This is a genomic window from Microvirgula aerodenitrificans DSM 15089, assembly GCF_000620105.1.
Taxonomy (GTDB): domain Bacteria; phylum Pseudomonadota; class Gammaproteobacteria; order Burkholderiales; family Aquaspirillaceae; genus Microvirgula; species Microvirgula aerodenitrificans.
Genome location: NZ_KK211072.1, coordinates 102,919 through 125,906 on the forward strand (window position 1 = coordinate 102,919; position 22,988 = coordinate 125,906).

A 22,988-nucleotide genomic window follows, 5' to 3' on the forward strand; every position below is an offset into this window, starting at 1 on the left:
CTAGAGTTCCCCGCGGACGCGGGGATGAACCGAAAAGCAGCTCATTCTTGTCCGCCTCGGCAATGTGTTCCCCGCGTGAGCGGGATGGTGTCCCATTGGACGCTCAGGCTTTGCGCACCATGCTTTTCGCATGACATACTCATTCCGTCCTGATCAATGCGCGGGAAGGCCATATGGGCGGCGGAGTCATCCAGTCATCAGGTGAAGCTTGGCATTTTGATACGCTGCCGCCGGTGTGCCGGCAGCCATCGGCAGCAGGTGGCGTGCCGAGTCTCCATATATGCGGCATTGGCCGAGGGATGACCCGATGAGCCAGCCTCTCCCCAAACTCAAGCCGATTCCGGTCAGGGAACGGCTGTCGGTGCTGTTTGTCGAGCGCTGTCAGCTGGACGTGCTGGATGGTGCATTTGTCGCCGTCGACACGACCGGGATACGGACGCATATTCCGATCGGCGGTGTTGCCTGTCTGCTGCTGGAGCCCGGGGTTCGCGTGTCGCATGCGGCCTGCAAGCTGGCTGCCGAAGTGGGTACGCTGCTGGTCTGGGTGGGTGAGGCCGGGGTACGGTTGTACTCGGCAGGCCAGCCGGGCGGAGCGCGGGCGGACCGGCTGCTGCATCAGGCCCGGCTGGCGCTGGATGACGATGCCAGGCTCAAGGTGGTACGCGAGATGTACCGGCGCCGTTTTGGCGACGAGCCGCCGCAGCGGCGTTCGGTCGAGCAGTTGCGCGGTATCGAGGGCACGCGCGTCCGGGCGCTGTACAAGTTGCTGGCCGGGCAGTATGGCGTCAAATGGCAGGGGCGAAACTATGATCGCAATGACTGGGACGCCGCCGACCCGGTCAATCGCTGCCTGTCTGCGGCCAACCATTGTCTGTATGGCGTGGTCGAGGCGGCCGTACTGGCAGCCGGCTATGCGCCGGCCATCGGCTTTATCCATAGTGGCAAACCGCTGTCGTTCGTCTACGACATCGCGGACCTGTACAAATTCGAAACCGTTGTTCCGGCCGCCTTTGCCGTTGCCGCGAAATCGACCGGCGGCAATGACGAACGGACCGTGCGACAGTCATGCCGGGACATGTTTCGCCGCACGCGACTGCTGGAGCGGATCATCCCCGATATCGAAGAACTGCTGGCGGCGGGCGGGCTGAGCGTGCCGGTCGTGGACGGGGTGGTCGAGGTGGCGATTCCGGAAGAGAAGGGGCTTGGCGATGCTGGTCATCGTACTTGAGAATGCCCCGCCCAGACTGCGCGGCCGCATGGCCATCTGGCTGCTGGAGGTACGGGCCGGCGTCTACGTTGGCACGTACAATCGCAAGGTGCGTGAATACCTGTGGCAGCAGGTGGAAGAAGGGCTGGAGGACGGCAATGCGGTAATGGCCTGGCAAGCCGCCAATGAGGCCGGTTTTGAGTTTGTCACGCTTGGTCGCAATCGACGGATGCCGGTCGAATTCGACGGCGCCAGACTGGTGTCGTTTCATCCTCCGGATTCCGGTGACGTCACAGCCTAGGGTGGTTTGACGCTGACCTTGGGCAAGGCAAAAAGTTGGTAGATTTTCCGGGTGCAAAATAGTCTTTTGTAATCAATTGACTATTTTTAGTGTGTTCCCCGCGGACGCGGGGATGAACCGCCTGCAAATTAGAAAAACTGGCCAGCCGCTTAGTGTTCCCCGCGGACGCGGGGATGAACCGACATTCTCGACATGCTGGAGACCCTGCGCGCCGTGTTCCCCGCGGACGCGGGGATGAACCGCGCGCCATCAACACGGCCGCGATGCGCGCGCTGTGTTCCCCGCGGACGCGGGGATGAACCGCGGATTCCTCCAGTGGCCCTGGCTGGGCCTGGGTGTTCCCCGCGGACGCGGGGATGAACCGCAGGCACACGCTGCATGCCATGCCCGCTTTGGGTGTTCCCCGCGGACGCGGGGATGAACCGCACTGCCGCGCCGATCTGGCGGACGAGGCCGACGTGTTCCCCGCGGACGCGGGGATGAACCGGTCATGCCCCGGCTCTCCATCCTCTCGATTGAGTGTTCCCCGCGGACGCGGGGATGAACCGCGTCCGGACCGCTTGTTGATCCGGGTCAGCCAGTGTTCCCCGCGGACGCGGGGATGAACCAGGACGCACTCGCCGCGCGACTGGAATGCCTTGTGTGTTCCCCGCGGACGCGGGGATGAACCGCCGGAGCATGGACAGCGGTAGCAGACCCGTTCGTGTTCCCCGCGGACGCGGGGATGAACCGCCCATGAGTGCGGGCCTACAATCAGCCAGCAGGTGTTCCCCGCGGACGCGGGGATGAACCGTCAGCCAAATACGGTGAGTTCAGTGCGCCGGCGTGTTCCCCGCGGACGCGGGGATGAACCGATTGGATTAGTGAAATTCATAAAAAGGATTGAGTGTTCCCCGCGGACGCGGGGATGAACCGAAATCTGGACGGGCCAGAAAGTGACCCTCATCGTGTTCCCCGCGGACGCGGGGATGAACCGGGGCACTATAGATGTTTGAGCGTGTTTGTCTGGTGTTCCCCGCGGACGCGGGGATGAACCGTCGTCAGTCACGATGGACAGATTCCACCCGCGGTGTTCCCCGCGGACGCGGGGATGAACCGAATTACGTTACCGAGGTTGTCGAGGGTGTGAAGTGTTCCCCGCGGACGCGGGGATGAACCGGACTACGTCATCGGTATCGTCTTGGAGGACATGTGTTCCCCGCGGACGCGGGGATGAACCGATGTGATTGCGCTGCTGGCCTATCTGACGGCTGTGTTCCCCGCGTCCGCGGGGATGAACCAGATATACCGGCATTTTGGTCATGATCAAATCGTGTTCCCCTCCGGCGCGGGGAGAAAATACCCACTTCCCATGACTGCCGACCCGGTACGGAAGCGACCAGAACAAACGGGCAACCCCGTCCATTCCCTCCCGGGAATGCACCGGATTGCCCGTTCTGGCTTGACGCGACCCTCTACCGTCGTGCCAGCCCCCTGACCACGGCCACCAGCTTGTCGACCTCTTCGCAGGTGTTGTAGAACGCCAGCGACGGCCGCACCGTGGCTTCGACGCCGAAGCGGCGCAGGATCGGCTGTGCGCAATGGTGGCCGGAGCGCACGGCGATGCCTTCGCGGTTCAGCGCGTCGCCGACTTCCTCCGGTTTGTAGCCCTGCAGGACGAAGGATGCGACGCTGGTCTTGTGCTGCGCGGTGCCGATCAGGCGCAGGCCGGGGATGGCGCGCAGGCCGTGGGTCGCGTATTCGAGCAGCGCGTGCTCGTAGGCGGCGATATTGTCCAGGCCCAGCTGCTCGACGTAGTCGATGGCGGCGCCAAGGCCGACGGCGTCTGCGATATTGCCGGTGCCGGCTTCGAAGCGGGCCGGGGCGCCGTGGTACAGCGTGCGCTCGAAGGTGACGTCGGCAATCATGTTGCCGCCGCCCTGCCACGGCGGCATGCCGTCCAGGATCGCCTTCTTGCCGTAGACCACGCCGATGCCGGTCGGGCCGAACACCTTGTGGCCGGAGAACACGTAGAAGTCCGCATCCAGCGCCCGCACGTCAACCCGCAGGTGGGACACCGCCTGCGCGCCGTCGACCAGCACCGTGGCGCCGACGCCGTGTGCAAGCGCCACGACTTCGTGCACCGGGGTCACGGTGCCCAGTGCGTTCGATACCTGGGTTACTGCAACCAGCCTGGTGCGCGGTCCGAGCAGCTTGCGGTACTCGTCGAGCAGCAGTTGTCCGCTGTCGTCGACCGGGATCACGCGGATCTTTGCGCCCTTTTCGGCCGCCAGTTGCTGCCACGGCACGATATTGGCGTGGTGTTCCAGGTGGGAGACGATGATTTCGTCTCCCGCGCCGATATTGGCTGCGCCCCAGCTCTTTGCCACCAGATTGATGGCCTCGGTTGCGCCGCGCACGAACACGATTTCGTCCGGCGAGGCCGCGCCAAGGAAGCGGGCCACCTTCTGTCGCGCCGCCTCGTAGGCATCGGTCGCCCGTGCCGCCAGTTCATGCGCGGCACGGTGGATGTTCGAGTTCTCGTGGGCGTAGAACCAGGCGAGCCGGTCGATGACGGCCTGCGGCTTGTGCGTGGTCGCGGCATTGTCGAACCAGACCAGCGGCTTGCCGTTCACCCGTTCCTGCAGGATCGGGAAGTCGTGGCGTACCCGGTTCACATCCAGCGGCGGCTGGCTGGCGGCCTGTGGGGCACTGCGGGCCGGACGGCCGTCGGCTGCCGGGTCGAGGAAGTAGAAATGACCGCTGCCGTTTGCCGGTGCTGCCCGGTCCCGTGGCCGGTGGTCGATGTCGGCCAGCAACTCGCGCAGCGCCGTTTCGCCCGGAAAGCCGAATGGCTGTGCGGCGAGGCTGTGCGGTACCGACAGCCCGCTGGCGGACGGATAACCATTGCCGCTGTCGAGGAAGTAGTACGGCGACGACGAGGAGGGCGCCGACGGCGCAGCCAGCGTCGGCAGCGCGGCAGCGTAGCCCTGCGGCACGCCGGGCGCGGCATTGTGGCCGCGTGGTACGCCGGCGGCGGCCGGTGCTTCGCCCGGCGGGGCTGCCGGGGCCAGCGTCGGCGAGCCGCTGCCGGAGGCGATGACCGGTCCGGTCGCGCGCAGCGGGGTCGGTGCCGTCGGGGCGGCCGGCGGCGACCCCGGCAGCGCGGCGAAGAACTCGCCGGCCAGTTGCGCCAGGGTCAGCACGTCCGGCAGGCCGGCCGGGACCGGCTCACTTGTAAGTGTCTGGATAGTCATGGTACTTGCCAATTTCCACGTCTTCGAGAACGGCCAGCGCATCGTCGGACAGCACTGCCAGCGAGCAATACAGCGAGATCAGGTAGGACGCGATGGCATTGCGGTTGATGCCCATGAAGCGCACCGACAGCCCCGGGCTCTGCTCGCCGGCCAGGCCGGGCTGGAACAGGCCGACCACGCCCTGGCGCTTGTCGCCGGTGCGCAGCAGCAGGATGCGGGTCTTGCCGTCCTCGACCGGCACCTTGTCCGACGGGATCAGCGGGATGCCGCGCCAGGTCAGGAACTGCGAGCCGAACAGGCTGACGGTCGGCGGCGGCACGCCACGACGGGTGCACTCGCGGCCGAAGGCGGCGATGGCCAGCGGGTGGGTCAGGAAGAAGCCCGGCTCTTTCCACACCCGGGTCAGCAGGTCGTCGAGGTCATCCGGGGTCGGGGCGCCGGTCAGGGTCGACAGCCGCTGCTCGTCGGCCACATTGGCCAGCAGGCCGTAGTCCGGGTTGTTGATCAGCTCGCTTTCCTGGCGCTCCTTGATCGTCTCGATGGTCAGCCGCAGCTGTTCCTTGATCTGGTCATGCGGGCTGGAGTACAGGTCGGACACGCGGGTGTGCACGTCCAGTACCGTGGTCACGGCGTTGAGGAAGTATTCGCGCGGCTGTTCTTCGTAGTCGACAAAGGTCGACGGCAGTTCCGACTCGTCCCGTTGCGAGCAAGCGACACGTACGTCGCGCGGGTTCCTGACCTTGTTCAGACGGTAGATGCCGGCTTCGACCGGTTGCCATTGCAGCAAGTGGGTCAGCCAGCGCGGCGAGATGATGGAAAGTTGTGGAACCGTCTTGGTGGCGTTTGCCAGTTGACGGGCGGCATTGTCGCCGAGCGCCAGCTGCGCATCGTGTTGAGCGGACATCAAACTGCTCCTGGGGTGAGTGGAAGGGAATCGGCAAACAGGGTCCACTCGTTGATGGCGACTCGATATGCTATCGACATCAACGGGCGGTCCTGGGCATTCAGGCTGCGAGGCGGGTTTCGCAGCGGGCGACCCGTCCGGGCCGTTTCAATCCGGGCGCGCCGGCGAGCCAGGCCATGGTGTTCAGCGATGGCACCACGTCGCCACGCTCGATCCCGCCGGGGCAGGAACGGTTCAGGTCGGCGCGTTCCGCCAGTGCTTCCTGCGCGCAGATCCGCGTCTCGCGGAGCTGGCGCACCTCGCGGCCAAAGTGATGCGGGTTCATGGCGCCGGTCCGTCGCGCGGTGGCGTTTCCTGCTGCAGGCCGGCCTGGGTGATGGCGCTGCCCGGCGGCACGCTGCGGGTCAGCCAGACATTGCCGCCGATGGATGAGCCGCGGCCGATGGTGATCCGGCCGAGCAGGGTGGCGCCGGCATAGATGACCACGTCGTCCTCGACGACCGGATGGCGCGGGCCGCCCTTGCGCAGCGCGCCGCTGTCGTCGGTCTCGAAGCGGCGTGCGCCGAGAGTGACGGCCTGGTACAGGCGCACGCGCTCGCCGATCACGGCGGTTTCGCCGATAACTACGCCGGTGCCGTGATCGATAAAGAAGCCACGGCCGATCTGCGCGCCGGGATGGATGTCGATGCCGGTTTCGGCATGCGCCAGTTCGGCGACGATGCGCGCCAGCAATGGCACACCAAGCCGGTACAGCGCATGGGCGAGCCGGTGATGCATGATGGCGACGATGCCGGGGTAGCACAGCAGGATCTCGTCCACACTGCGCGCGGCCGGGTCGCCGAGGTAGGCCGATTCGACGTCGCTGTCGAGCAGGCGGCGGATCTGCGGCAGGCGGATGGCGAACTCGCGCACGATGCCGCGCGCCTTGTGGTCGATCTGCGCGTCCAGGTTTCCGCTCTTGTGGCGCAGTACGAAATGCAGCTCCAGCCTGACCTGGCCGAGCAGGGCGTTCAGCGCCCGGTCCAGGGTGTGGCCGACGTAAAAGTCCTCACCGGCCGGACGCAGGTCCGGCGGGCCGAGTCGCAGCGGGAACAGCGCCGCACGCAGTGCGTGGGTGATGTCGGTCAGGATGTCGCGCGAAGGCAGCTCTCGGCTGCCCGATTCGGCCTGGCGGTGCTGGGCGGCGCGCCACTGGGCGCGGGCAGTGCGCAGTTCGGCGACCACCTGTTCCAGCGGCCACAGGCCGTCGCCGGCGTCTGTGGCGGCGGGCGGAATGGCGAGGAAGGGAGAATTCATGCCGTCAGTCCTGTTGCCACGGCAGTTGCCGGTGACGCCAGCCCCCGGCCGCGCCGCGCTGCTGGTGCGCATCCAGCTCGCCCTCGAAGCCTTCCAGGACATTGAATACCGCGTCAAAGCCGGCGCGGGTGGCGGCCGCAGCGGCCTCGGCCGAGCGCTTGCCGCTGCGGCACAACAGCAGCAGCACGGCGTCCTTGCCGCCGGCGCGGGTTTCCAGTTCTTTCAGAAAACGCGGATTGCGGTTCAGTGCGGTGCCGGACGCCCACGGCACGTTCTGCGTGTCAGGCACGCGGCCGACGAATTTGACCTCTTCCGGCGAGCGGACATCGACCAGCTGCGCGGCGCCGGCCTCGACCAGTTGCCATGCCTGCTGCGGCGTGACGCTGCCGGCAAACGGCAGGTTCGCGACCCGGGCCTGGTGGCGGGCGGCGGCGAGAACCGGGTGTTCGTGACGGGGGGCATCAGCCCGTTCGCTGGCGGGGGAAATCAGGGACAGGGCTACGGTGGACATGCGGTTTTTCTCCATTCGGTTCGCGTCGGCACGGGCTGGCCGTGCTGGCGATAACCATCAGGATATGAATCCGCGATATGGCTGTAAAAGAATAAAGACTGGATTGGTTAGCACAAATCGTGATGATGAAACCGGCGCTTGCCGGCATGAAAAAACCCGCGCGCGGCGGGTTGGTCAGGGACTGAAGCACAAACTGGAACAGCAGACCGGGGGGTCTGCTGCGGTTGAACCGGCGTCTTGTGCTTACTTGGCGGCGGGCCGCTTGCTGGTCCGCTTGGCGGCCGGCTTTTTTGCGGCCGGGGTCTTGGCCGGTGCCTTTTCCACTACCGGGGCGGCGGCGGCTTCGACAGCCGGGATGTCGCCATCAGCGACCTCTACGGCTTCTGCCGGTTCGTCGTTCGGTCGGGCACGCAGTTCGTTGGCCAGTTGCTCCCACAGCTTGCTGCGCGAGGAGATGTGGTGATCGAAGCGCCAGTCCTGGATCAGCTCGATGGCCAGGTCGAAGTGCGGCATGTTCAGGTCATACAGCGACTGCAGCCGGAACGGTTCGCCTTTTTCGATGGCGAGCACCAGCGACTTCAGGATGGTGATCTGCTCGGGTTCCTGATTGTTCTCTATGAGTTTTCGGATCTTCTTTGCAGCATTCATCTTCAGCCCGGAGGATATGACAAAGTCTCATTATTTATAGTCTATTTACAACTTGCTAGTGAATCTTTTATGAAAGGTCGGAAAAAGCCGGCCACCGGCCTTCCCCCGGGCATGGGAAGGCCGGCCGGCGGCGGTATTACACGTAGTGTTCGTTGTCGTGCTTGCCGTCGATCCAGTGGCCGGCCGACAGCGACAGCATCAGCAGCGCGATGCGCTCATGCATGATCAGCGTATGTTCGTTGCGGGTGTCCTGCATGATCTGGCGCAGTGTTTCGCGCACGGCCGGGACGCCGGTCACGTCGATCAGGATGTCGATCGAGGCATCGCGTGCCAGTTCGCGGAAGTCGGTAGTGACGGGGCGGCCATGCTCGCGCGCCAGCGCAATGCCCGGCTGTTCGAGGTCGAGGTCGGCCAGACCGACCAGTTCGACGAACGGGGCGTCAAGCAGTTGGCGCAGCAGGGGGGTACCGGTTTCACCGGCGCCGATCATGGCGATACGAATGGCAGTCATGACAAATTCCATGTGACAAAAATCAACCCCGCCATTATGCAACACGGATGTCATGTTGCGTTGATGGCGGTCAAAACGGAGGCGGCGGGCGTTCAGGCTTCCGCATGCACGGCACGCTTCAGCCAGCGTGCCAGGGCGTCGAGCAGGTAGCCGAGCAGGCCGATCAGCAGAATGACGGCCATCAGTTCCGAGTAGGCGAGGCGGTCTCGCGTATCGAGGATGAAATAGCCGAGCCCGGCGCTGACGCCGAGCATTTCGCACGGCACCAGCACGATCCAGACGATGCCGATGGCGAGTCTGACGCCGGTCAGGATATGGCCGAGGATGCCGGGAAGGATGATGCGGAACAGTGTCTCCGTGCGCGTGGCACTGAGGCTGCGGCCCAGTTGCAGCCAGCGCGGGTCGAGCTGGCGCACGCCGGCGGCGGTGTTCAGCATGATCGGCCACACTGCGGCGAAGGCGAGCAGGAAGTAGATCGGCGCATCACCGACACCCAGCACCATGACCGCGATCGGCATCCACGACAGTGGCGAGATCATGCGCAGGAACTGGAATGCGGCCGAGGTGCCGGCCTCGACCGGCCGCGACACGCCGACGGCCAGGCCGAGCGGCACGCCGATGGCGAATGCCAGGCCGAGCCCGACCAGTACCCGGCGCAGGCTGACCAGCACATGGCGGGTCAGCTCGTTGCCGGCCAGCAGCTCGTACAGGCTGACGAAGGTCGGCCCCGGTCCGAGCAGGGCTGCCAGCGGCTGCTCGCGACCCAGCCACTGGATGCCCAGTGCCCAGGCTGCCAGCAGCAGCGCCAGCCCGCCCACGGCCAGCGCCAGCCGCGCGGCCTTGCCGTTTCCGGCCGCAAGAACAGACATCCGCATCCTCCTAGACCGACACGATTTCATTGCGGGTGAACGAATCGGGGAACCCGAACGTCTTCAGCCCGCCGACCTGGCGCAGCGCCTGCCTGACGAAGCGATCATCGACCAGGTCGCGGGCGACCTGCTCGGGCTTCAGCCCGGCGAGGAAGGCGTTGTTGCCCTCGATGCGGGTGGTCTTCAGCATCCGCACCAGGGTTTCGGTGTAGCTCGGGAACGGATACGGCTGGAAGTCGATCCGCTCTTCCTTCCAGTCCGGGTGACGGATGGCGCCGCTGGCTGCGTACTGGCGCGCCTGGGCCGCATTCGGCTCCAGCACCCGGGACAGGGTTTCCACACTGTGCGGCGTGTAGCGGTTGGGGCCGTCCCTGGACAGCAGGCGCGCGGTGGCGCCACGGTTGTCCTGGATCCAGGCCTGGGCCTTGACCAGGCTGGTGACCACTTTCTGGCTCCATTCCGGGCGCTGGTTCAGATCGCGCTCGTGCATGAAAACTACACAGCAGGCATGGTTTTTCCACACGTCGCCGGTAAAGCGCAGCACCTTGCCGACCTTCAGCAGCTCGGCGGCGGCATTGAACGGCTCGGCGACGATAAAGCCGGCGATCTGGCGGCTGGCCAGCGCCGGGGTCATGTCGGCCGGGGACATCACCACCAGATTCACTTCATTGGCGCGCGGCGCGGCGCGGCCGCCGCTGATCGCCTGCAGGCCGTTCTGCGTCAGCAGCTGCTGCAGCACCACGTTGTGCATTGAATACCAGAACGGGATCGCCACCGTCTTGCCGCCGAGCTGGCGGATATTGTCGATCTCGGGCAGTACGGTCAGGGCCGAGCCGTCGACATGGTTCCAGGCGACCACTTTGGCCGGCACCTTGCTGCCGTAGCGTGCCCACACCGTGATCGGCGACAGCAGGTGGACCACATTGACCTGGCCGGACACAAACGCTTCAACCAGTTGCGCCCAGCTGCGGAACAGGCGCGGGGCTTCCACCGTCAGCCCTTCGGCCTCGTACAGCTTGTTGTGATGGGCGACCAGCAGTGGTGTGGCATCGGTGATCGGCAGGTAGCCGATCCGCACCGGCGCATTGGCATCGGCGGCGGCGCGGGCCTCGAACGACTGCAGCAGCGGCAGTGCGCCGCCGGCGGTCAGCAGCGCGGACAATTTCAGGAACTCCCGGCGGGAGCGCAACGGATCTTGGGTCATGGTCAGGCCTGTTGGGGGAGGGGGGAGGGCGTGCGGGCATGTCGCAGCCGTTGCACGATGTCGAGGCGCAGCTCAGTCAGCGCCCGGTCCTGGTCGGCACCCGGCGCCGGCAGGTTCAGCGTCCAGCTGTCGATCAGGCGGCCGGGCTGGCCGCCGATCAGCAGAATGCGGTCGGCTACCCGCAGGGCTTCGTCGATATCGTGGGTGACCAGCACGGCGGCCGCCTGGTGATGACGAATGACCTCGCGCAGCAGCAACTGCATATCGCCACGGGTAATCTCGTCCAGCGCGCTGAATGGCTCGTCCAGCAGCAGGATGGCCGGCTGGCGCGCCAGGCTGCGGGCCAGCGCGGCACGCTGGGCCATGCCGCCGGACAGTTCGGCCGGGTGGCGCAGGCGGAAGGCGTCCAGTCCGACTTCGGCAATGGCGTCATCGACCCGCCGCCGCCGGCTGGCGGCGTCCAGCGCCGGCTGGTGACGGAAATCCAGGCCGAAGGCGACGTTTCCGGCCAGGGTCAGCCACGGCAGCAGGCACGGGTCCTGGAACACCATGCCCAGACGCGGATGCGGGCCGGTCAGCGGCGCGCCGAGTGCCTGCACCCGGCCACTGTCGGCGGTCTGCAGGCCGGCCAGCACGCGCAGCAGCGACGATTTGCCGACCCCGCTCGGGCCGAGCAGCGCCACGGTTTCGCCAGCGGCGAGCGACAGGCCGAAGCCTTCCAGTATCCGCTGGCGCTGGCCGTCCGGCCGCGGGTAGGACAGGGAAATATTTTCCGCCCACAGGGCGGGCAGGGCATCGGGCCTTGCGGTCACTGCGGGCTCCTTAATCCGGAATGAGGAAGAAATCGGGCTTGCCCAGACCGCAGTCGGGGCAGACCCAGTCGTCGGGAATGTCGGCGAACGGGGTGCCGGGGGCGATGCCGTGGTCGGGCAGGCCCAGTGCTTCGTCGTAAATGAAGCCGCAAGGACCGCACATCCACTGCACGCTCATGCGGCGTGCTCCAGCGCATGGATTTCCTTGCGCAACTGTTTCAGCGCCGGGGTGACGATGGCAACGAACACCGCTTCGCGCAGCCGGCGCTGGGCCGGGTGGCGGATCAGGTAGCCTTTGGCGCCGGCATGCAGCACGGCGGCGTTGGCGGCGCGCAGCGCCAGTTCTGCCGCGGCGGCGCGCAACTTCAGCACGTCCAGCGGCCGTACCGTGCCCTGATCGGCGGCGTCGGCCAGGGCGGCGGCCTGCGCGCGCGCGGCGGCCAGTTCTGCCGCCAGCGGCGCTTCCTGCTGATCGAGGAAGGCGTTGACGTGGCCGTGGGAGACCGCCGACTCGCGCAGGATGCGCAGGCAGGCGTCGACAATGCCGAAGCCGATGCCAAGCTGGCCGAGCACGAAACCGGGCTTGATGCGGCGGATATAGCCGGCGAACTCCGCCGGAGCGGCGATGACGGCATCGGCGTCGATGGCGACGTCATGCAGGCGGACATTCAGCGTGCGCGTCCCTTCCAGACCGGCGAATTCCGGGCAGGCGTGCAGCGAGACGCCGGCCTGGTCGCACTGGAGCAGGAACATCACGTAGCCGCCGTCGTCGACGGCGGCGGCAGCGGCGAATACGTGACCGGAGCCGATGTTGGATACCCATGGCAGGCTGCCGTCGATGCGGTAGCCGCTACCATCGCGGCGGGCACGCAAACGGATGTCCTCGATGCCGGCCAGGTGCTTCATCGCATTGGACAGACCGGTGCCGCCAAGCCGTTCACCGCGCAGCAGCGGTCCGAGATGGCGTTCGCGCACGGCGGCATTCGGTGCATGGCGCAGATACCAGATGCAGGTGGTCTGGCACCAGACCAGAAAGGCGGTTGAACCGCAGACCCGGCCGACGGTGTCGATGACGCCGATCTGGCTGGCCAGCCCGCTGCCGCCGTCCTCCGCGGCCAGCGCGGCCGAAAAGCCGCCGAGGGCGCCGAGTTCGCGCAGGAAGGCTTCCGGGTACAGACCATCGCGGTCGATGTCGATGACCCGTGGCGCCAGCGTCTGCTGTGCCAGTCCGGCGACCCGGTCATGCAGTGCGGGCGTTGTGGAAATATCGTTCATGTCGGTTTCCTCCGGGCCGGCCCGCTTACGCGCGCGCCGCGGCCGGCGCGTCCCAGCGCCAGGTCGCCAGTTCGGGATTCAGCGGTGTTTGTGCCAGGTTGTTGGCGAAGTTGCACAGCGTGGCCAGGCTGACACCCAGCACGGCATCCAGCGCATTGGCCGGGGTGAAACCGGCGGCGAGGAAGGTGGCATACGCGTCGTCATCGACCTGGCCGCGGCCGGCGATAACGGCGAGGGTGAAGCGGGCCAGCGCGTTCAGGCGCGGGTCGTCGAGTGCATGGCGTTCACGCAGCGCGGCGAGCACGGCCGGCGGCAGCAGTGCCTGTTTCTCGACCATGGCGCTGTGGCCGGCAACGCAGAATGCGCAGCCGTGGGTAGTGGCGGCGGTCAGCTGGACCACTTCACGTTCGGCGGCATTCAGGCTGGAGCGGGCGTTGATGGCGGAAACGGTGCGGTAGGTTTCCAGTGCGGTCGGGGCATTGGCGAGCACGCCGATCAGGTTCGGGATAAAGCCGGATGCCTGGCGGACGCTGTTCAGCGCGTCACGCGCGGCTTCGGGGGCAGAATCGGGGCTGTGGATGGGAAAGCGGCTCATGGGGCATTCCTGATTCAGGGTTGAGGGAGCGATGGTAAGTTTTGCCATATGCATTAAAAACATCAAAAAAGTTTCTATTTATTCTTTTCTGTGCTTAGGGCCGGCCACCGACGGTGGCCAGCTTGCCGAGCGTGGCGATCGCCTGTTCGATGTCGGCGTCCCAGGGATGGCCGTAATTGAGCCGGAAGCAGTTGGCGAAGCGCGGATGGCTGGTAAAGATCCGCCCCGGTGCGATGCTGATGCCGTGTGACAGCGCGCGCTGGTGCAGGTCCAGCGCATCGATGCCGTCGGGCAGCTCGATCCACAGGAAATAGCCGCCGTCGGGGCGGGTAGCGCAGGTGCCGGGCGGAAAGTGGCGGGCGACGGCCTGCATGACGTCGCGCTGCTGCGCGGACAGCGCCTGGCGCAGGTGACGCAGGTGGCGGTCGTAGCCGCCTTTCTCCAGGTAGGCGGCCAGCGCGGCCTGGGCCGGTGCCGAGGTGGTCAGCGTGGTGGTCAGCTTGTGGCGGGCGACGGTACGGGCAAAGCGGCCGGGCGCGGCCCAGCCGATCCGGTAGCCGGGTGCCAGACATTTGGAGAACGACGAGCAGTGCATGACCAGCCCGTGGCGGTCGAAGGCCTTGGCCGGTGTCGGGCGCTTGCTGCCGAAATACAGTTCGCCGTACACATCGTCCTCGATCAGCGGTACATCGTGGCGGGCCAGCAGCTCGACCAGATCGCGCTTCTTGTGGTCCGGCATCAGGCTGCCGAGCGGATTCTGGAAATTGGTCATCAGCCAGCAGGCTTTCGGCCGGTGCCGGGTCAGTGCGCTTTCCAGTGCGGCGAGGTCGATGCCTTCACGCGGGTGGGTCTGCACCTCGATCGCGTGCAGGCCGATGCGTTCCAGCGACTGCAGCGCGGTATAGAAAGTCGGTGATTCGACCACCACAGCATCGCCGGGCCGGGTGACCGCCATCAGGCACAGGTTCAGTGCTTCCAGTGCCCCGTTGGTGATGACAATGTCGTCGGTGTGGACGTGCAGGCCGTCGATCAGGTAGCGCAGCGCAATCTGCCGGCGCAGGCGGGCGTTGCCCGGGCTCAGGTCGTCGACCGAGCTCCACGGGTCGAGCTTCTGCACCGAGGACGCCATGACCTGGGCCAGCCGCGGCAGCGGAAACAGCAAGGGGCTGGGAAACGCCGAGCCGAGCGGCACCAGATCGCGGCGCAGCGTCGATTCGAGTACGTCGAACACCCGCTCGCTGATCTCCAGCGCGGCTGCGGTGGCGGTCGGCTGCGGCAGGTTTTCCGGCTCCGGTGGCAGGCGCGGCGCGGTGCCGGTCACGTAGTAGCCGGAGCGGTCGCGGGCGCGGATCAGGCCGCGTGCTTCGAGCAGGTAATAGGCCTGGAATACCGTCGACGGGCTGATCTCGCGACTGGCGCTGGCCTGGCGGACCGAGGGCAGGCGGTCGCCGGGACGCAGTACGCCGGTGTCGATCGAGCGGGCGATATCGTCGGCCAGCGTTTCATAGCGTGTCATCGGGAGCGGGGTCCGGGCGGAAGAAGGGATCCCGGATTCTAGGCAGCGCCCGCGGCGGGAAACAGACACACAAACGGGGCAAAACACCGGATCAGCGGGGTCACAGAGCGGCAACTGCTCCGGTGTTTTTACTGTCATCTGCCCATACCGCCGGCACGGTCTACGGCATAACCTCCCGGCATAAAAACCGCATCGCGTTTCCAGCCCGGAAACCGGCGATGGCGGGAGGGACGGAAAGGGGCCGAGGCAGCCATGCACATGACAGTCGACCGGAGCCGGCCAGCCGCACAGGCGGAGGCCGGCCATGAATGAATCCCGCAGCCGGGTGATCCGCAGCGGGCGGATCGAGAATGACAACTGGCTTGGCTTTGCCGCGGTGGATGCCTTTCCGCCTGGCGGATCGGTGTTTGTCGACCAGCCGGGCTGGGTGCTGCCATTGCCGTTGTGGAAGGCCTGCCGTGCACGGCTGAGCGGTCGTCGGCATCCGCCGGCCGTCTGGCTGGATGCGGGTACCGATCCGGCCACCCTGCTGGAAGACGGCCGGCTGATTTTCCCGCCCGACGATATCGCCTTTATCGCCATCGATTTCTCCGGTCATGCCGACCGGCGCGGCCATGCGCTGGCGCGGGCCCTGCGCGACCGGCATGGCTGGCGGGGGGAGTTGCGGGCCGTCGGCGATGTCCGGGTCGAAACCGTGCACGCGTTGTCACAGGCCGGTTTCGACAGTTTCACCATCAGGCCGGGTCACGACCCGTTGCAGGCGCTGGCCGCGCTGGAAGGCTGCCCGCCGGCTTGCGGGCCGGGGCCCCGGCGGACCTGAGCGTCCGCCCTGTCTGTTTTTCGTCCGTGTTTCACGCCGTGCCGGCGCGGGACGGGGGCGCCGTTGTTTCAGTCCTGGAGAAAGCGCTATGGAGTCGCAGTCGACATATAACTACAAGGTCGTACGCCAGTTCGCCCTGATGACCGTGCTATGGGGGGTCGTCGGCATGCTGGTCGGCGTGACCATCGCCGCGCAACTGGTCTGGCCCGACCTGAACGTCGGTCCGTATTTCCACTTTGGCCGCCTGCGCGCGCTGCATACCAGTGGCGTGATTTTCGCCTTCGGTGGCTGTGGGCTGATCGCGACCAGCTACTACGTGGTGCAGCGCACCTGCAACACCCGGCTGTTCTCCGATGGTCTGGCCGCGTTCACCTTCTGGGGTTACCAGGCGGTGATCGTCCTGTGCGTGATCACCTATCCGCTCGGCATGTCCTTCAACAAGGAGTACGCCGAGATGGAGTGGCCGATCAAGGTGCTGCTGGCCATCGTCTGGGTCGCCTATGCGGTCGTGTTCTTCGGCACCATCGCCAAGCGCAAGGTCAAGCACATCTATGTTGCCAACTGGTTCTACGGGGCGTTCATTCTGGCGATTGCGCTGCTGCACATCGTCAACAGCGCGTTTGTTCCGGTCACGCTGTGGAAGTCGTATTCGATCTACTCCGGCGCCGTCGACGCGATGGTGCAGTGGTGGTACGGCCACAACGCGGTCGGCTTCTTCCTGACCGCCGGCTTCCTCGGCATGATGTACTACTTCGTCCCGAAGCAGGCCGGTCGCCCGATCTATTCGTACCGGCTGTCGGTGGTCCACTTCTGGGCACTGATTTTCACCTACATGTGGGTCGGTCCCCACCACCTGCACTACACCGCGCTGCCTGACTGGACCCAGTCGCTCGGCATGGTGTTCTCGCTGATTCTGCTGGCTCCGAGCTGGGGCGGCATGATCAACGGCATCATGACCCTGTCGGGTGCCTGGCACAAACTGCGCACTGACCCGATCCTGAAGTTCCTCATCGTGTCGCTGTCGTTCTACGGCATGTCGACCTTCGAGGGGCCGATGATGTCGATCAAGACCGTCAACGCGCTGTCGCACTATACCGACTGGACCATCGGTCACGTTCACTCCGGTGCACTGGGCTGGGTCGGCTTCATCACCATCGGTTCGCTGTACTACATGATCCCGCGGCTGTTCAACCGGGAGCAGATGTTCTCGATCCGCCTGATCGAGGCGCACTTCTGGCTGGCGACGCTGGGCGTCGTGCTGTACATCGCCGCGCTGTGGATCTCCGGCGTGACCCAGGGCCTGATGTGGCGTGCGCTGAACCCGGACGGCACGCTGACCTATGCGTTCGCCGAAGTGGTCAAGGCCACCTATCCGTACCACTTCGTGCGGCTGGTGGGCGGGCTGCTGTACCTGAGCGGCATGGTGATCATGGCGTACAACGTGTGCCGCACCGTGATGACCGGTCGCGCCGTCAACGCCCGCATCCCGGTTCTCGCCGCCCACGCCTGAACGGAAACCCTTTTCCGCCCCGGCGTGGCCGGGGCGGGTCACCGACTGGAGCCGACATGTCAGAAACCGACGCGCTGATCCTCTCCCTGTATACCGTCGCCGCACTCGGCGGCTTCCTGTACGCCATTGCCTGGGCCTGTTTCCGCCGTGGCGCCGGCGAGGAATTCGACGAGGCCGCCGCCCTGCCGTTCGCCGACAACGACCGCCGCATCAGCCGGCGTTCGTCGCTGGATGGCTGAGCGGACACCGCCCCGGATCCGGCACAAAAGCTGCGAAATCAGAAAAATCCTATTCAAAAGCACTGCCACGTCAGCGATCCTGAACACGATTTGTTCATTCTGAACAGCTTTCCCTGTCTACCTGCCCGGGGCGGGGGGACGGGGGGATCGATGCCGGGCATGAAAGACCTTCTCTTCTCTCCGGTCCTGCCACTGTCACGAGCGGCCATTCCCGTTCTGTTTCTCCAGGTGTTCGAGCAGACCATGCGCGACGACATGCGGAGCCTGCAGACGGCGATCCGGCTTGGCAGCAGGCTGGCCATTCTCCATCACGCGCACCGGATGAAAGGCGTACTGGCCATTGTCGAATCTGCTCCGGGGGTCCGCCTGTGCACGGCCATCGAGCGTCTGGCGGAGGAAAGGCGTCATCCGGCACGGATGGCGGCGCTGGCCGACGCGCTGGAGTGCTGCCTGTTTTCCACCTGGGAGGGTCGTGAATGAACATCGTGCTTGCGGATGACCACCCGATCGTGATGATCGGCATCAGGAACGCACTGCAATCCGTGAAAGAGCTTCGCATCAGCGGCGAGGCCGACAGCGCGTCCGGGCTGATCCGGCTGCTGGAAAGCAAGACGCCGGGCATCCTGATTACCGATTTCTACATGCCGGGCAGCAGGCAGGGTGATGGCATCGGCCTGGTGACCTATGTGCAGCGCCATTTTCCGGCGGTCCGGCTGATCGTGCTGACCATGCTGACCAATGCGGCCGTGCTGCGCACGATCGTCGATGTCGGCGTGCAGGGGCTGTTGCTGAAGAGTACCGCCGCACTGGAGATCATCCCGGCCCTCCATGCGGTGATGAATGGCGGCACCTATATCGACCGCGAGGCGGCCGACATCCTGTGCCGCGCCGACAAACTGCCCGACAAGGATGGCAATCCGCTGCAGCGGCAGCGGCTGACGACGCGCGAGCTGGAGGTCGTCCGCCTGTTTGTCACCGGCAACTCGGTGTCGGATATCGCCAGACTGCTGAATCGCAGCGTCAAGACCGTCAGCACCCAGAAGCGCCAGGGCTCGCGCAAGCTCGGCGTGTCGAACGACCGTGAGCTCTACGAGTATGCCCGGCTGAACGGGCTGCTCTGACAGCAGCGCACCGCAGTGGCTACAATGACAGCCTTGTCGCGATGCGCGGCCGTCGCCGGCCGCCGTCGCAGTTCCGACACCGCGACGGCGGTGCCCAAAGACGGAAATTCACATGACCGACGTCACTCCCCATCTCGGCCGCCGCGAGCGGTTGATCCGGTCGCTCGGCGATGGCATCGCCATCCTGCCGACCGCGCCTGAACAGCACCGCAATGGCGATGCCCATTATCCGTACCGTTTCGACAGCAGCTTCTACTACCTGACCGGCTTTGCCGAACCGGAGGCGGTGCTGGTGCTGGATGCGAGCAATGGCCGTTCGGTGCTGTTCTGTCGCGAAAAGAATCTGGAACGGGAAATCTGGGACGGCTTCCGTCATGGCCCCGAAGGCGCGCGCGAGGCGTTCGGCTTCGACGAGGCCTGGCCGATCGACGAGTTCGATGCCCGGCTGCCCGATCTGCTGGCGAACCGGGATACGCTGCATTACGGCTTTGGCCGCGATGCGGCGTTCGATACCCGCATCAATGCGGCACTGAACACGGTGCGCGCCCGCTTCCGCACCGGTGTGACGGCACCCACGGTGCTGAAGGACGTGCATGCGCTCGTGCACGAAATGCGGCTGGTCAAGGATGAGCATGAAATCGCCCTGATGCGCGAGGCCGCACGCCTGTCCGCTGCCGGTCACGTTGCCGCGATGCGCGCCGCGCGTCCGGGACGGCATGAATACCAGGTCGAGGCGGAAATCCTGCGCACCTTCATCGCCGGTGGCGCACGCTATCCGTCGTTCGAGAGCATCGTCGCCGGCGGTGCCAACGCCACCACGCTGCACTATGTCGGCAACGGCAGTGTGCTGCGCGACGGCGACCTGCTGCTGATCGATGCCGGTTGCGAATACCAGGGTTACGCCGGCGACATTTCGCGCACTTTCCCGGTCAACGGCACCTTCAGCGGTCCGCAGCGCGACCTGTACCAGGTGGTGCTGGCGGCCAACCAGGCCGCCATCGACGCGCTGGCGCCCGGCGTGCGCTGGAACGTGCCGGCCGATGCGGCGCTGGCGGTCCAGGTGCGCGGCCTGATCGACCTCGGCCTGCTGCAGGGCAGTGTCGACGGCAATATCGAATCCGAAGCCTATCGCCAGTTCTACATGCACCGCATCGGCCACTGGCTCGGCATCGACGTCCATGACGTCGGCGATTACAAGATCGATGGCGAATGGCGCGAATACCACCCGGGCATGGTGACCACGGTCGAGCCCGGCCTGTATGTGCGGCCGGCCGACAATGTGCCGGAGGCGTTCTGGAACATCGGCATCCGCATCGAGGATGACGTGCTGCTGACCGCGAGCGGACACGAGGTCCTGTCGGGCGACGTGCCGAAGTCGGTCGAGGCGGTCGAGGCCCTGCTGGCGGAGCGCGACTGAATGCTGCCACTGCATGTTGATGTCGCCGTCGTCGGCGGCGGCGCGGTCGGCGCGAGTGTCGCGCTGGCGGCGAAGGCGGCCGGTCGCTCGGTACTGCTGGTCGAGGCACGGGCGCGGGATGCCGATGTGCGCGATCCGCGCGTGCTGGCGCTGTCGCATGCCAGCCAGCAGGCGCTGGCCGCTTCCGGCATCTGGCACGACGGCATGCCGTCGACGCCGATCGACCGGGTCCATGTCAGTCAGGCGGCGGCTTTCGGCCGCACCGTACTCGACCGCGATGACCTCGGCCTGGCACACCTTGGCCATTCGGTCGCATATTCGGATCTGTATGCGGCTGCGCGCGAGGCGCTGCTGGCCGCCGGCGTGCCGGTCGCGTTCTCGTCGCGGGCGACCACGCTGCGCAGCGGCAGCAGCTTTGCCGAGCTCGGCATCGCGCCGGATGGCGCCGCACCGCACTGGCTGACGGCACGGCTGGTGGTGCTGGCCGATGGCGGGGGGCTGATTGACCAGTTGCCGGATGTGGTGCGACGCGAGCACGACTACCGGCAGTGCGCGGTGCTGGCGCGGCTGCGGCCGGGAACCCCGCATGGCAATGTGGCGTTCGAGCGCTTTTCCGCCCGGGGACCGATGGCACTGCTGCCGGTCGGTGACGAGCTGATGGCGGTGTGGACCCGCAGTCACGACGATGCCGAGCGGCTGATCGCGCTGGATGACGAGGCATTCGGTGCCGAGTTCGGCGCGGCATTCGGCGAGCGGCTCGGGCGGCTGACGCCGACCGCACCGCGACTGGCGGTGCCGCTGCGGCTGAAGGTCGCCAACCGTATCGTCAGCCGCCGCGTGGCACTGGCCGGCAATGCGGCGCAGACCATGCACCCGATTGCGGCCCAGGGCCTGAACCTCGGCCTGCGCGATGCCGCGCTGCTGTCCGGGCTGATCGCCCGTCCCGGCGACGCCGGCGACGCGACGCGGCTGGCCGAGTATGCGCGCCGCCGTCGCGTCGACAGCCTGGCCGTCACCGGCTTCACCCACAGCCTGGTGACGCTGTTCGATCACCAGGACCCGGTCAGCCGGGGCGCGCGGGGCGCAGTGATGGCAGTGCTGGATGCGGTGCCGACCTTCCGCAAGCGGTTCGCGTCATCGCTGGTGTTCGGCATCGGCGGCTAGGCGGAATCAGGCCGGTCCGACCGCCTGACTGGCGGGCTGGCCGGCCGCAGCGGCTTCCTCTTCCTGCAGTTGCAGGCGCCACATCTCGGCAAAACGCCCGTCGCGTTCGACCAGTTCGCGGAAGGCGCCGCGCTCGACGATGCGGCCCTGTTCCATGACCACGATCTGGTCGGCATCGATGATGGTCGATAGCCGGTGGGCAATGATCAGCGTGGTGCGGTTGGCGGCAATGGCGGCCAGTTCGGCCTGGATGGCCTTTTCCGTTTCCGAGTCCAGCGCGCTGGTCGCTTCATCGAATACCAGGATCGGCGGATTTTTCAGCAGGGTGCGGGCAATGGCGACGCGCTGTTTCTCGCCGCCGGACAGCTTGAGCCCGCGTTCGCCGACCTGGGTGCGATAACCGTCCGGCAACTGGCTGACAAACTCGTGGATGCGCGCTGCACGCGCGGCCTCGATCACCTCGGCTTCGCTGGCCTCGGGCCGACCGTAGGCGATGTTGTAGTAAATGGTGTCGTTGAACAGCACTGTGTCCTGCGGCACGATGCCGATCTGCGCGCGCAGGCTGGCCTGGGTGTAGTCGCGGATATCGCGGCCGTTGATGCGGATCGCGCCGCCGGTGACGTCATAGAAGCGGAACAGCAGCCGCGACAGCGTCGATTTGCCGGCGCCGGAGCTGCCGACCACCGCGACGGTATGACCGGCCGGAATGTCGAAGCTGACATCGTGCAGGATCTGCCGCTTCGGGTCGTAGTGGAAATCGACCTGGTCGAAGCGGATGGCGGCGGAGCGGGTAGACAGTGTCTGCGCGTCGGGCTTGTCGGCGATTTCCTCACCGACTTCCATCAGCGTGAACATCTTCTCCATGTCGGCCAGCGAGTGCTTGATCTCGCGGTAGACAAAACCGAGAAAATTCAGTGGTGCATACAGCTGGATCAGATAGGCGTTGACCAGCACCAGGTCGCCGATGCTCATCTGCCCGGTAACCACGCCATTGGCCGCCATGCCCATCAGCAGCGCGACGCCGATGGCGATGATCGCGCCCTGGCCGGCGTTCAGCAGGTTCAGCGAGGTCTGGTTCTTGATTGCGCTTTCTTCCCATGAGGCGAGATTGCGGTCATAGCGGGCGACCTCGTATTTCTCGTTGCCGAAATACTTGACCGTCTCGAAGTTCAGCAGCGCGTCGATCGCCTTGCTGTTCGCCTGGCTGTCGAGGTCGTTCATGCTGCGGCGATAGACCATGCGCCACTCGGTCACCGCAAGCGTGAACAGAATGTAGATGGCGATGGTACCGAAGGTGACGGCGGCAAAGCTCCAGTGATACCTGCCGAGCAGGATGAAGGCGACCAGCGCGATTTCCAGCAGTGTCGGCAGGATGTTGAACAGCATGAAATTCAGCAGGAAGCCGATACCCCGGGTGCCGCGTTCGATATCGCGGCTCATGCCGCCGGTCTGGCGCTCGAGGTGGAAGCGCAGCGACAGCCGCTGCAGATGCGCGAACACCTGCAGCGCGATGCGGCGGATCGCCCGCTGCGTCACCTTGGCGAATACCGCGTCGCGCAGTTCACCGAACACGCCGGTCGCCAGCCGCGCCAGGCCATAGGCGACCACCAGGCCGAGCGGCAGCGTCAGCACGGCATGCTGCGGGCCGAGCGTGTCGACCACATCCTTCAGCAGCAGCGGCACGCTGACGTTTGCCAGCTTGGCAATGACCAGACAGGCCATGGCCACAATGACACGGCCCTTGAATTCGAGCAGATAGGGCAGCAGTGTGCCCAGGGTCTTGAGATCGTTGCGGTTTTCCGGGGCCGGGCCCGAGTGACTGATGCGCATGG

24 protein-coding genes and 1 CRISPR repeat array are annotated in these 22,988 nt (G+C 66.1%); of the genes, 9 read left to right on the forward strand and 15 right to left on the reverse strand.

What is annotated here, in order from left to right:
• Positions 1–307 precede the first annotated feature (307 nt).
• Entirely contained in the window at positions 308–1,228 is a 921-nt protein-coding gene (cas1e, locus tag Q352_RS0118515) for a type I-E CRISPR-associated endonuclease Cas1e (RefSeq protein ID WP_028500591.1), read from the forward strand.
• Entirely contained in the window at positions 1,209–1,508 is a 300-nt protein-coding gene (cas2e, locus tag Q352_RS0118520; protein WP_028500592.1) for a type I-E CRISPR-associated endoribonuclease Cas2e, read from the forward strand. Before cas1e ends, cas2e begins: the two co-directional genes overlap by 20 nt.
• Before the next feature lie 91 nt (positions 1,509–1,599).
• A CRISPR array of direct repeats spans positions 1,600–2,789; the repeat unit is 29 nt; unit sequence GTGTTCCCCGCGGACGCGGGGATGAACCG.
• Positions 2,790–2,962: 173 nt separating this feature from the next.
• On the opposite strand, the gene Q352_RS0118525 is transcribed toward cas2e, so the two are convergent.
• The 14 genes from Q352_RS0118525 to Q352_RS0118595 form a co-directional block, all read right to left on the reverse strand.
• On the reverse strand, positions 2,963–4,744 hold the full coding sequence (locus Q352_RS0118525) for a family 2A encapsulin nanocompartment cargo protein cysteine desulfurase (protein ID WP_028500593.1): 1,782 nt from the start codon (positions 4,742–4,744) through the stop codon (positions 2,963–2,965).
• Positions 4,719–5,648, reverse strand: coding sequence for a family 2A encapsulin nanocompartment shell protein (locus Q352_RS0118530; protein WP_028500594.1), 930 nt, complete (start codon positions 5,646–5,648; stop codon positions 4,719–4,721). Before Q352_RS0118530 ends, Q352_RS0118525 begins: the two co-directional genes overlap by 26 nt.
• Positions 5,649–5,748: 100 nt before the next feature.
• Entirely contained in the window at positions 5,749–5,973 is a 225-nt protein-coding gene (locus Q352_RS0118535; protein WP_028500595.1) for a helix-turn-helix domain-containing protein, read from the reverse strand.
• A complete protein-coding gene (gene epsC, locus Q352_RS0118540; protein ID WP_028500596.1) occupies positions 5,970–6,944 on the reverse strand; it encodes a serine O-acetyltransferase EpsC in 975 nt (324 codons plus the stop codon). The genes Q352_RS0118535 and epsC overlap by 4 nt, the downstream gene beginning before the upstream one ends.
• A 4-nt stretch (positions 6,945–6,948) precedes the next feature.
• Entirely contained in the window at positions 6,949–7,455 is a 507-nt protein-coding gene (locus tag Q352_RS0118545) for a rhodanese-like domain-containing protein (RefSeq protein ID WP_084300396.1), read from the reverse strand.
• Positions 7,456–7,698: 243 nt separating this feature from the next.
• Positions 7,699–8,103: a hypothetical protein gene (locus Q352_RS23975; RefSeq protein ID WP_051529088.1), complete on the reverse strand. Its 405-nt coding sequence runs from the start codon at positions 8,101–8,103 to the stop codon at positions 7,699–7,701.
• A gap of 136 nt (positions 8,104–8,239) precedes the next feature.
• A complete protein-coding gene (locus tag Q352_RS0118560) occupies positions 8,240–8,614 on the reverse strand; it encodes a Gfo/Idh/MocA family oxidoreductase (protein ID WP_028500598.1) in 375 nt (124 codons plus the stop codon).
• Positions 8,615–8,706: 92 nt separating this feature from the next.
• The gene (locus tag Q352_RS0118565; RefSeq protein WP_156952612.1) at positions 8,707–9,483 is read right to left on the reverse strand and encodes an ABC transporter permease; all 777 of its coding nucleotides are present in this window, start codon (positions 9,481–9,483) and stop codon (positions 8,707–8,709) included.
• 10 nt (positions 9,484–9,493) lie between these two features.
• Positions 9,494–10,687, reverse strand: coding sequence for an ABC transporter substrate-binding protein (locus Q352_RS0118570; RefSeq protein ID WP_028500600.1), 1,194 nt, complete (start codon positions 10,685–10,687; stop codon positions 9,494–9,496).
• A gap of 2 nt (positions 10,688–10,689) precedes the next feature.
• Positions 10,690–11,499, reverse strand: coding sequence for an ABC transporter ATP-binding protein (locus Q352_RS0118575; protein ID WP_084300398.1), 810 nt, complete (start codon positions 11,497–11,499; stop codon positions 10,690–10,692).
• A 10-nt stretch (positions 11,500–11,509) separates the two neighbouring features.
• A complete protein-coding gene (locus tag Q352_RS0118580; RefSeq protein WP_028500602.1) occupies positions 11,510–11,677 on the reverse strand; it encodes a rubredoxin in 168 nt (55 codons plus the stop codon).
• Positions 11,674–12,774 (reverse strand): acyl-CoA dehydrogenase family protein, encoded by a 1,101-nt coding sequence (locus tag Q352_RS0118585; protein WP_051529089.1) that lies wholly within the window; start codon positions 12,772–12,774, stop codon positions 11,674–11,676. Before Q352_RS0118585 ends, Q352_RS0118580 begins: the two co-directional genes overlap by 4 nt.
• A gap of 25 nt (positions 12,775–12,799) precedes the next feature.
• On the reverse strand, positions 12,800–13,369 hold the full coding sequence (locus Q352_RS0118590) for a carboxymuconolactone decarboxylase family protein (protein WP_028500604.1): 570 nt from the start codon (positions 13,367–13,369) through the stop codon (positions 12,800–12,802).
• A gap of 94 nt (positions 13,370–13,463) precedes the next feature.
• The gene (locus tag Q352_RS0118595; RefSeq protein ID WP_028500605.1) at positions 13,464–14,885 is read right to left on the reverse strand and encodes an aminotransferase-like domain-containing protein; all 1,422 of its coding nucleotides are present in this window, start codon (positions 14,883–14,885) and stop codon (positions 13,464–13,466) included.
• A 304-nt stretch (positions 14,886–15,189) separates the two neighbouring features.
• On the opposite strand from Q352_RS0118595, the gene Q352_RS21990 reads away from it, so the two are divergent.
• From Q352_RS21990 to Q352_RS0118630, 7 genes are all read left to right on the forward strand, one after another.
• On the forward strand, positions 15,190–15,705 hold the full coding sequence (locus tag Q352_RS21990) for a DUF934 domain-containing protein (RefSeq protein WP_051529090.1): 516 nt from the start codon (positions 15,190–15,192) through the stop codon (positions 15,703–15,705).
• A gap of 88 nt (positions 15,706–15,793) precedes the next feature.
• Complete coding sequence (ccoN, locus tag Q352_RS0118605; protein ID WP_028500606.1) at positions 15,794–17,215, forward strand: cytochrome-c oxidase, cbb3-type subunit I; 1,422 nt, start codon at positions 15,794–15,796, stop codon at positions 17,213–17,215.
• Between the two features lie 56 nt (positions 17,216–17,271).
• The gene (locus Q352_RS0118610; RefSeq protein WP_028500607.1) at positions 17,272–17,454 is read left to right on the forward strand and encodes a cbb3-type cytochrome oxidase subunit 3; all 183 of its coding nucleotides are present in this window, start codon (positions 17,272–17,274) and stop codon (positions 17,452–17,454) included.
• 159 nt (positions 17,455–17,613) lie between these two features.
• On the forward strand, positions 17,614–17,934 hold the full coding sequence (locus Q352_RS0118615; RefSeq protein WP_158537421.1) for an Hpt domain-containing protein: 321 nt from the start codon (positions 17,614–17,616) through the stop codon (positions 17,932–17,934).
• Positions 17,931–18,575 carry a response regulator gene (locus Q352_RS0118620; protein ID WP_028500609.1) on the forward strand — a complete coding sequence of 215 codons (645 nt, stop codon included), beginning with the start codon at positions 17,931–17,933 and terminating at the stop codon, positions 18,573–18,575. The genes Q352_RS0118615 and Q352_RS0118620 overlap by 4 nt, the downstream gene beginning before the upstream one ends.
• A 112-nt stretch (positions 18,576–18,687) precedes the next feature.
• Positions 18,688–19,992 (forward strand): aminopeptidase P N-terminal domain-containing protein, encoded by a 1,305-nt coding sequence (locus Q352_RS0118625; protein WP_028500610.1) that lies wholly within the window; start codon positions 18,688–18,690, stop codon positions 19,990–19,992.
• Positions 19,993–21,156, forward strand: a complete 1,164-nt coding sequence (locus tag Q352_RS0118630) for an FAD-dependent monooxygenase (RefSeq protein ID WP_028500611.1) — start codon at positions 19,993–19,995, stop codon at positions 21,154–21,156.
• A 6-nt stretch (positions 21,157–21,162) separates the two neighbouring features.
• Here Q352_RS0118630 and Q352_RS21995 read toward each other — a convergent pair whose 3' ends face one another.
• The gene (locus Q352_RS21995) at positions 21,163–22,986 is read right to left on the reverse strand and encodes an ABCB family ABC transporter ATP-binding protein/permease (RefSeq protein WP_051529091.1); all 1,824 of its coding nucleotides are present in this window, start codon (positions 22,984–22,986) and stop codon (positions 21,163–21,165) included.
• Positions 22,987–22,988 lie beyond the last annotated feature (2 nt).

Excerpts from the sequence above, each read along its gene's own strand:
- cas1e (WP_028500591.1), top strand. The coding sequence starts at position 308 with ATGAGCCAGCCTCTCCCCAAACTCAAGCCGATTCCGGTCAGGGAACGG.
- cas2e (WP_028500592.1), top strand. The coding sequence starts at position 1,209 with ATGCTGGTCATCGTACTTGAGAATGCCCCGCCCAGACTGCGCGGCCGC.
- Q352_RS0118525 (WP_028500593.1), bottom strand. The coding sequence starts at position 4,744 with ATGACTATCCAGACACTTACAAGTGAGCCGGTCCCGGCCGGCCTGCCG.
- Q352_RS0118530 (WP_028500594.1), bottom strand. The coding sequence starts at position 5,648 with ATGTCCGCTCAACACGATGCGCAGCTGGCGCTCGGCGACAATGCCGCC.
- Q352_RS0118535 (WP_028500595.1), bottom strand. The coding sequence starts at position 5,973 with ATGAACCCGCATCACTTTGGCCGCGAGGTGCGCCAGCTCCGCGAGACG.
- epsC (WP_028500596.1), bottom strand. The coding sequence starts at position 6,944 with ATGAATTCTCCCTTCCTCGCCATTCCGCCCGCCGCCACAGACGCCGGC.
- Q352_RS0118545 (WP_084300396.1), bottom strand. The coding sequence starts at position 7,455 with ATGTCCACCGTAGCCCTGTCCCTGATTTCCCCCGCCAGCGAACGGGCT.
- Q352_RS23975 (WP_051529088.1), bottom strand. The coding sequence starts at position 8,103 with ATGAATGCTGCAAAGAAGATCCGAAAACTCATAGAGAACAATCAGGAA.
- Q352_RS0118560 (WP_028500598.1), bottom strand. The coding sequence starts at position 8,614 with ATGACTGCCATTCGTATCGCCATGATCGGCGCCGGTGAAACCGGTACC.
- Q352_RS0118565 (WP_156952612.1), bottom strand. The coding sequence starts at position 9,483 with ATGTCTGTTCTTGCGGCCGGAAACGGCAAGGCCGCGCGGCTGGCGCTG.
- Q352_RS0118570 (WP_028500600.1), bottom strand. The coding sequence starts at position 10,687 with ATGACCCAAGATCCGTTGCGCTCCCGCCGGGAGTTCCTGAAATTGTCC.
- Q352_RS0118580 (WP_028500602.1), bottom strand. The coding sequence starts at position 11,677 with ATGAGCGTGCAGTGGATGTGCGGTCCTTGCGGCTTCATTTACGACGAA.
- Q352_RS0118585 (WP_051529089.1), bottom strand. The coding sequence starts at position 12,774 with ATGAACGATATTTCCACAACGCCCGCACTGCATGACCGGGTCGCCGGA.
- Q352_RS0118590 (WP_028500604.1), bottom strand. The coding sequence starts at position 13,369 with ATGAGCCGCTTTCCCATCCACAGCCCCGATTCTGCCCCCGAAGCCGCG.
- Q352_RS0118595 (WP_028500605.1), bottom strand. The coding sequence starts at position 14,885 with ATGACACGCTATGAAACGCTGGCCGACGATATCGCCCGCTCGATCGAC.
- Q352_RS21990 (WP_051529090.1), top strand. The coding sequence starts at position 15,190 with ATGAATGAATCCCGCAGCCGGGTGATCCGCAGCGGGCGGATCGAGAAT.
- ccoN (WP_028500606.1), top strand. The coding sequence starts at position 15,794 with ATGGAGTCGCAGTCGACATATAACTACAAGGTCGTACGCCAGTTCGCC.
- Q352_RS0118610 (WP_028500607.1), top strand. The coding sequence starts at position 17,272 with ATGTCAGAAACCGACGCGCTGATCCTCTCCCTGTATACCGTCGCCGCA.
- Q352_RS0118615 (WP_158537421.1), top strand. The coding sequence starts at position 17,614 with ATGAAAGACCTTCTCTTCTCTCCGGTCCTGCCACTGTCACGAGCGGCC.
- Q352_RS0118620 (WP_028500609.1), top strand. The coding sequence starts at position 17,931 with ATGAACATCGTGCTTGCGGATGACCACCCGATCGTGATGATCGGCATC.
- Q352_RS0118625 (WP_028500610.1), top strand. The coding sequence starts at position 18,688 with ATGACCGACGTCACTCCCCATCTCGGCCGCCGCGAGCGGTTGATCCGG.
- Q352_RS0118630 (WP_028500611.1), top strand. The coding sequence starts at position 19,993 with ATGCTGCCACTGCATGTTGATGTCGCCGTCGTCGGCGGCGGCGCGGTC.
- Q352_RS21995 (WP_051529091.1), bottom strand. The coding sequence starts at position 22,986 with ATGCGCATCAGTCACTCGGGCCCGGCCCCGGAAAACCGCAACGATCTC.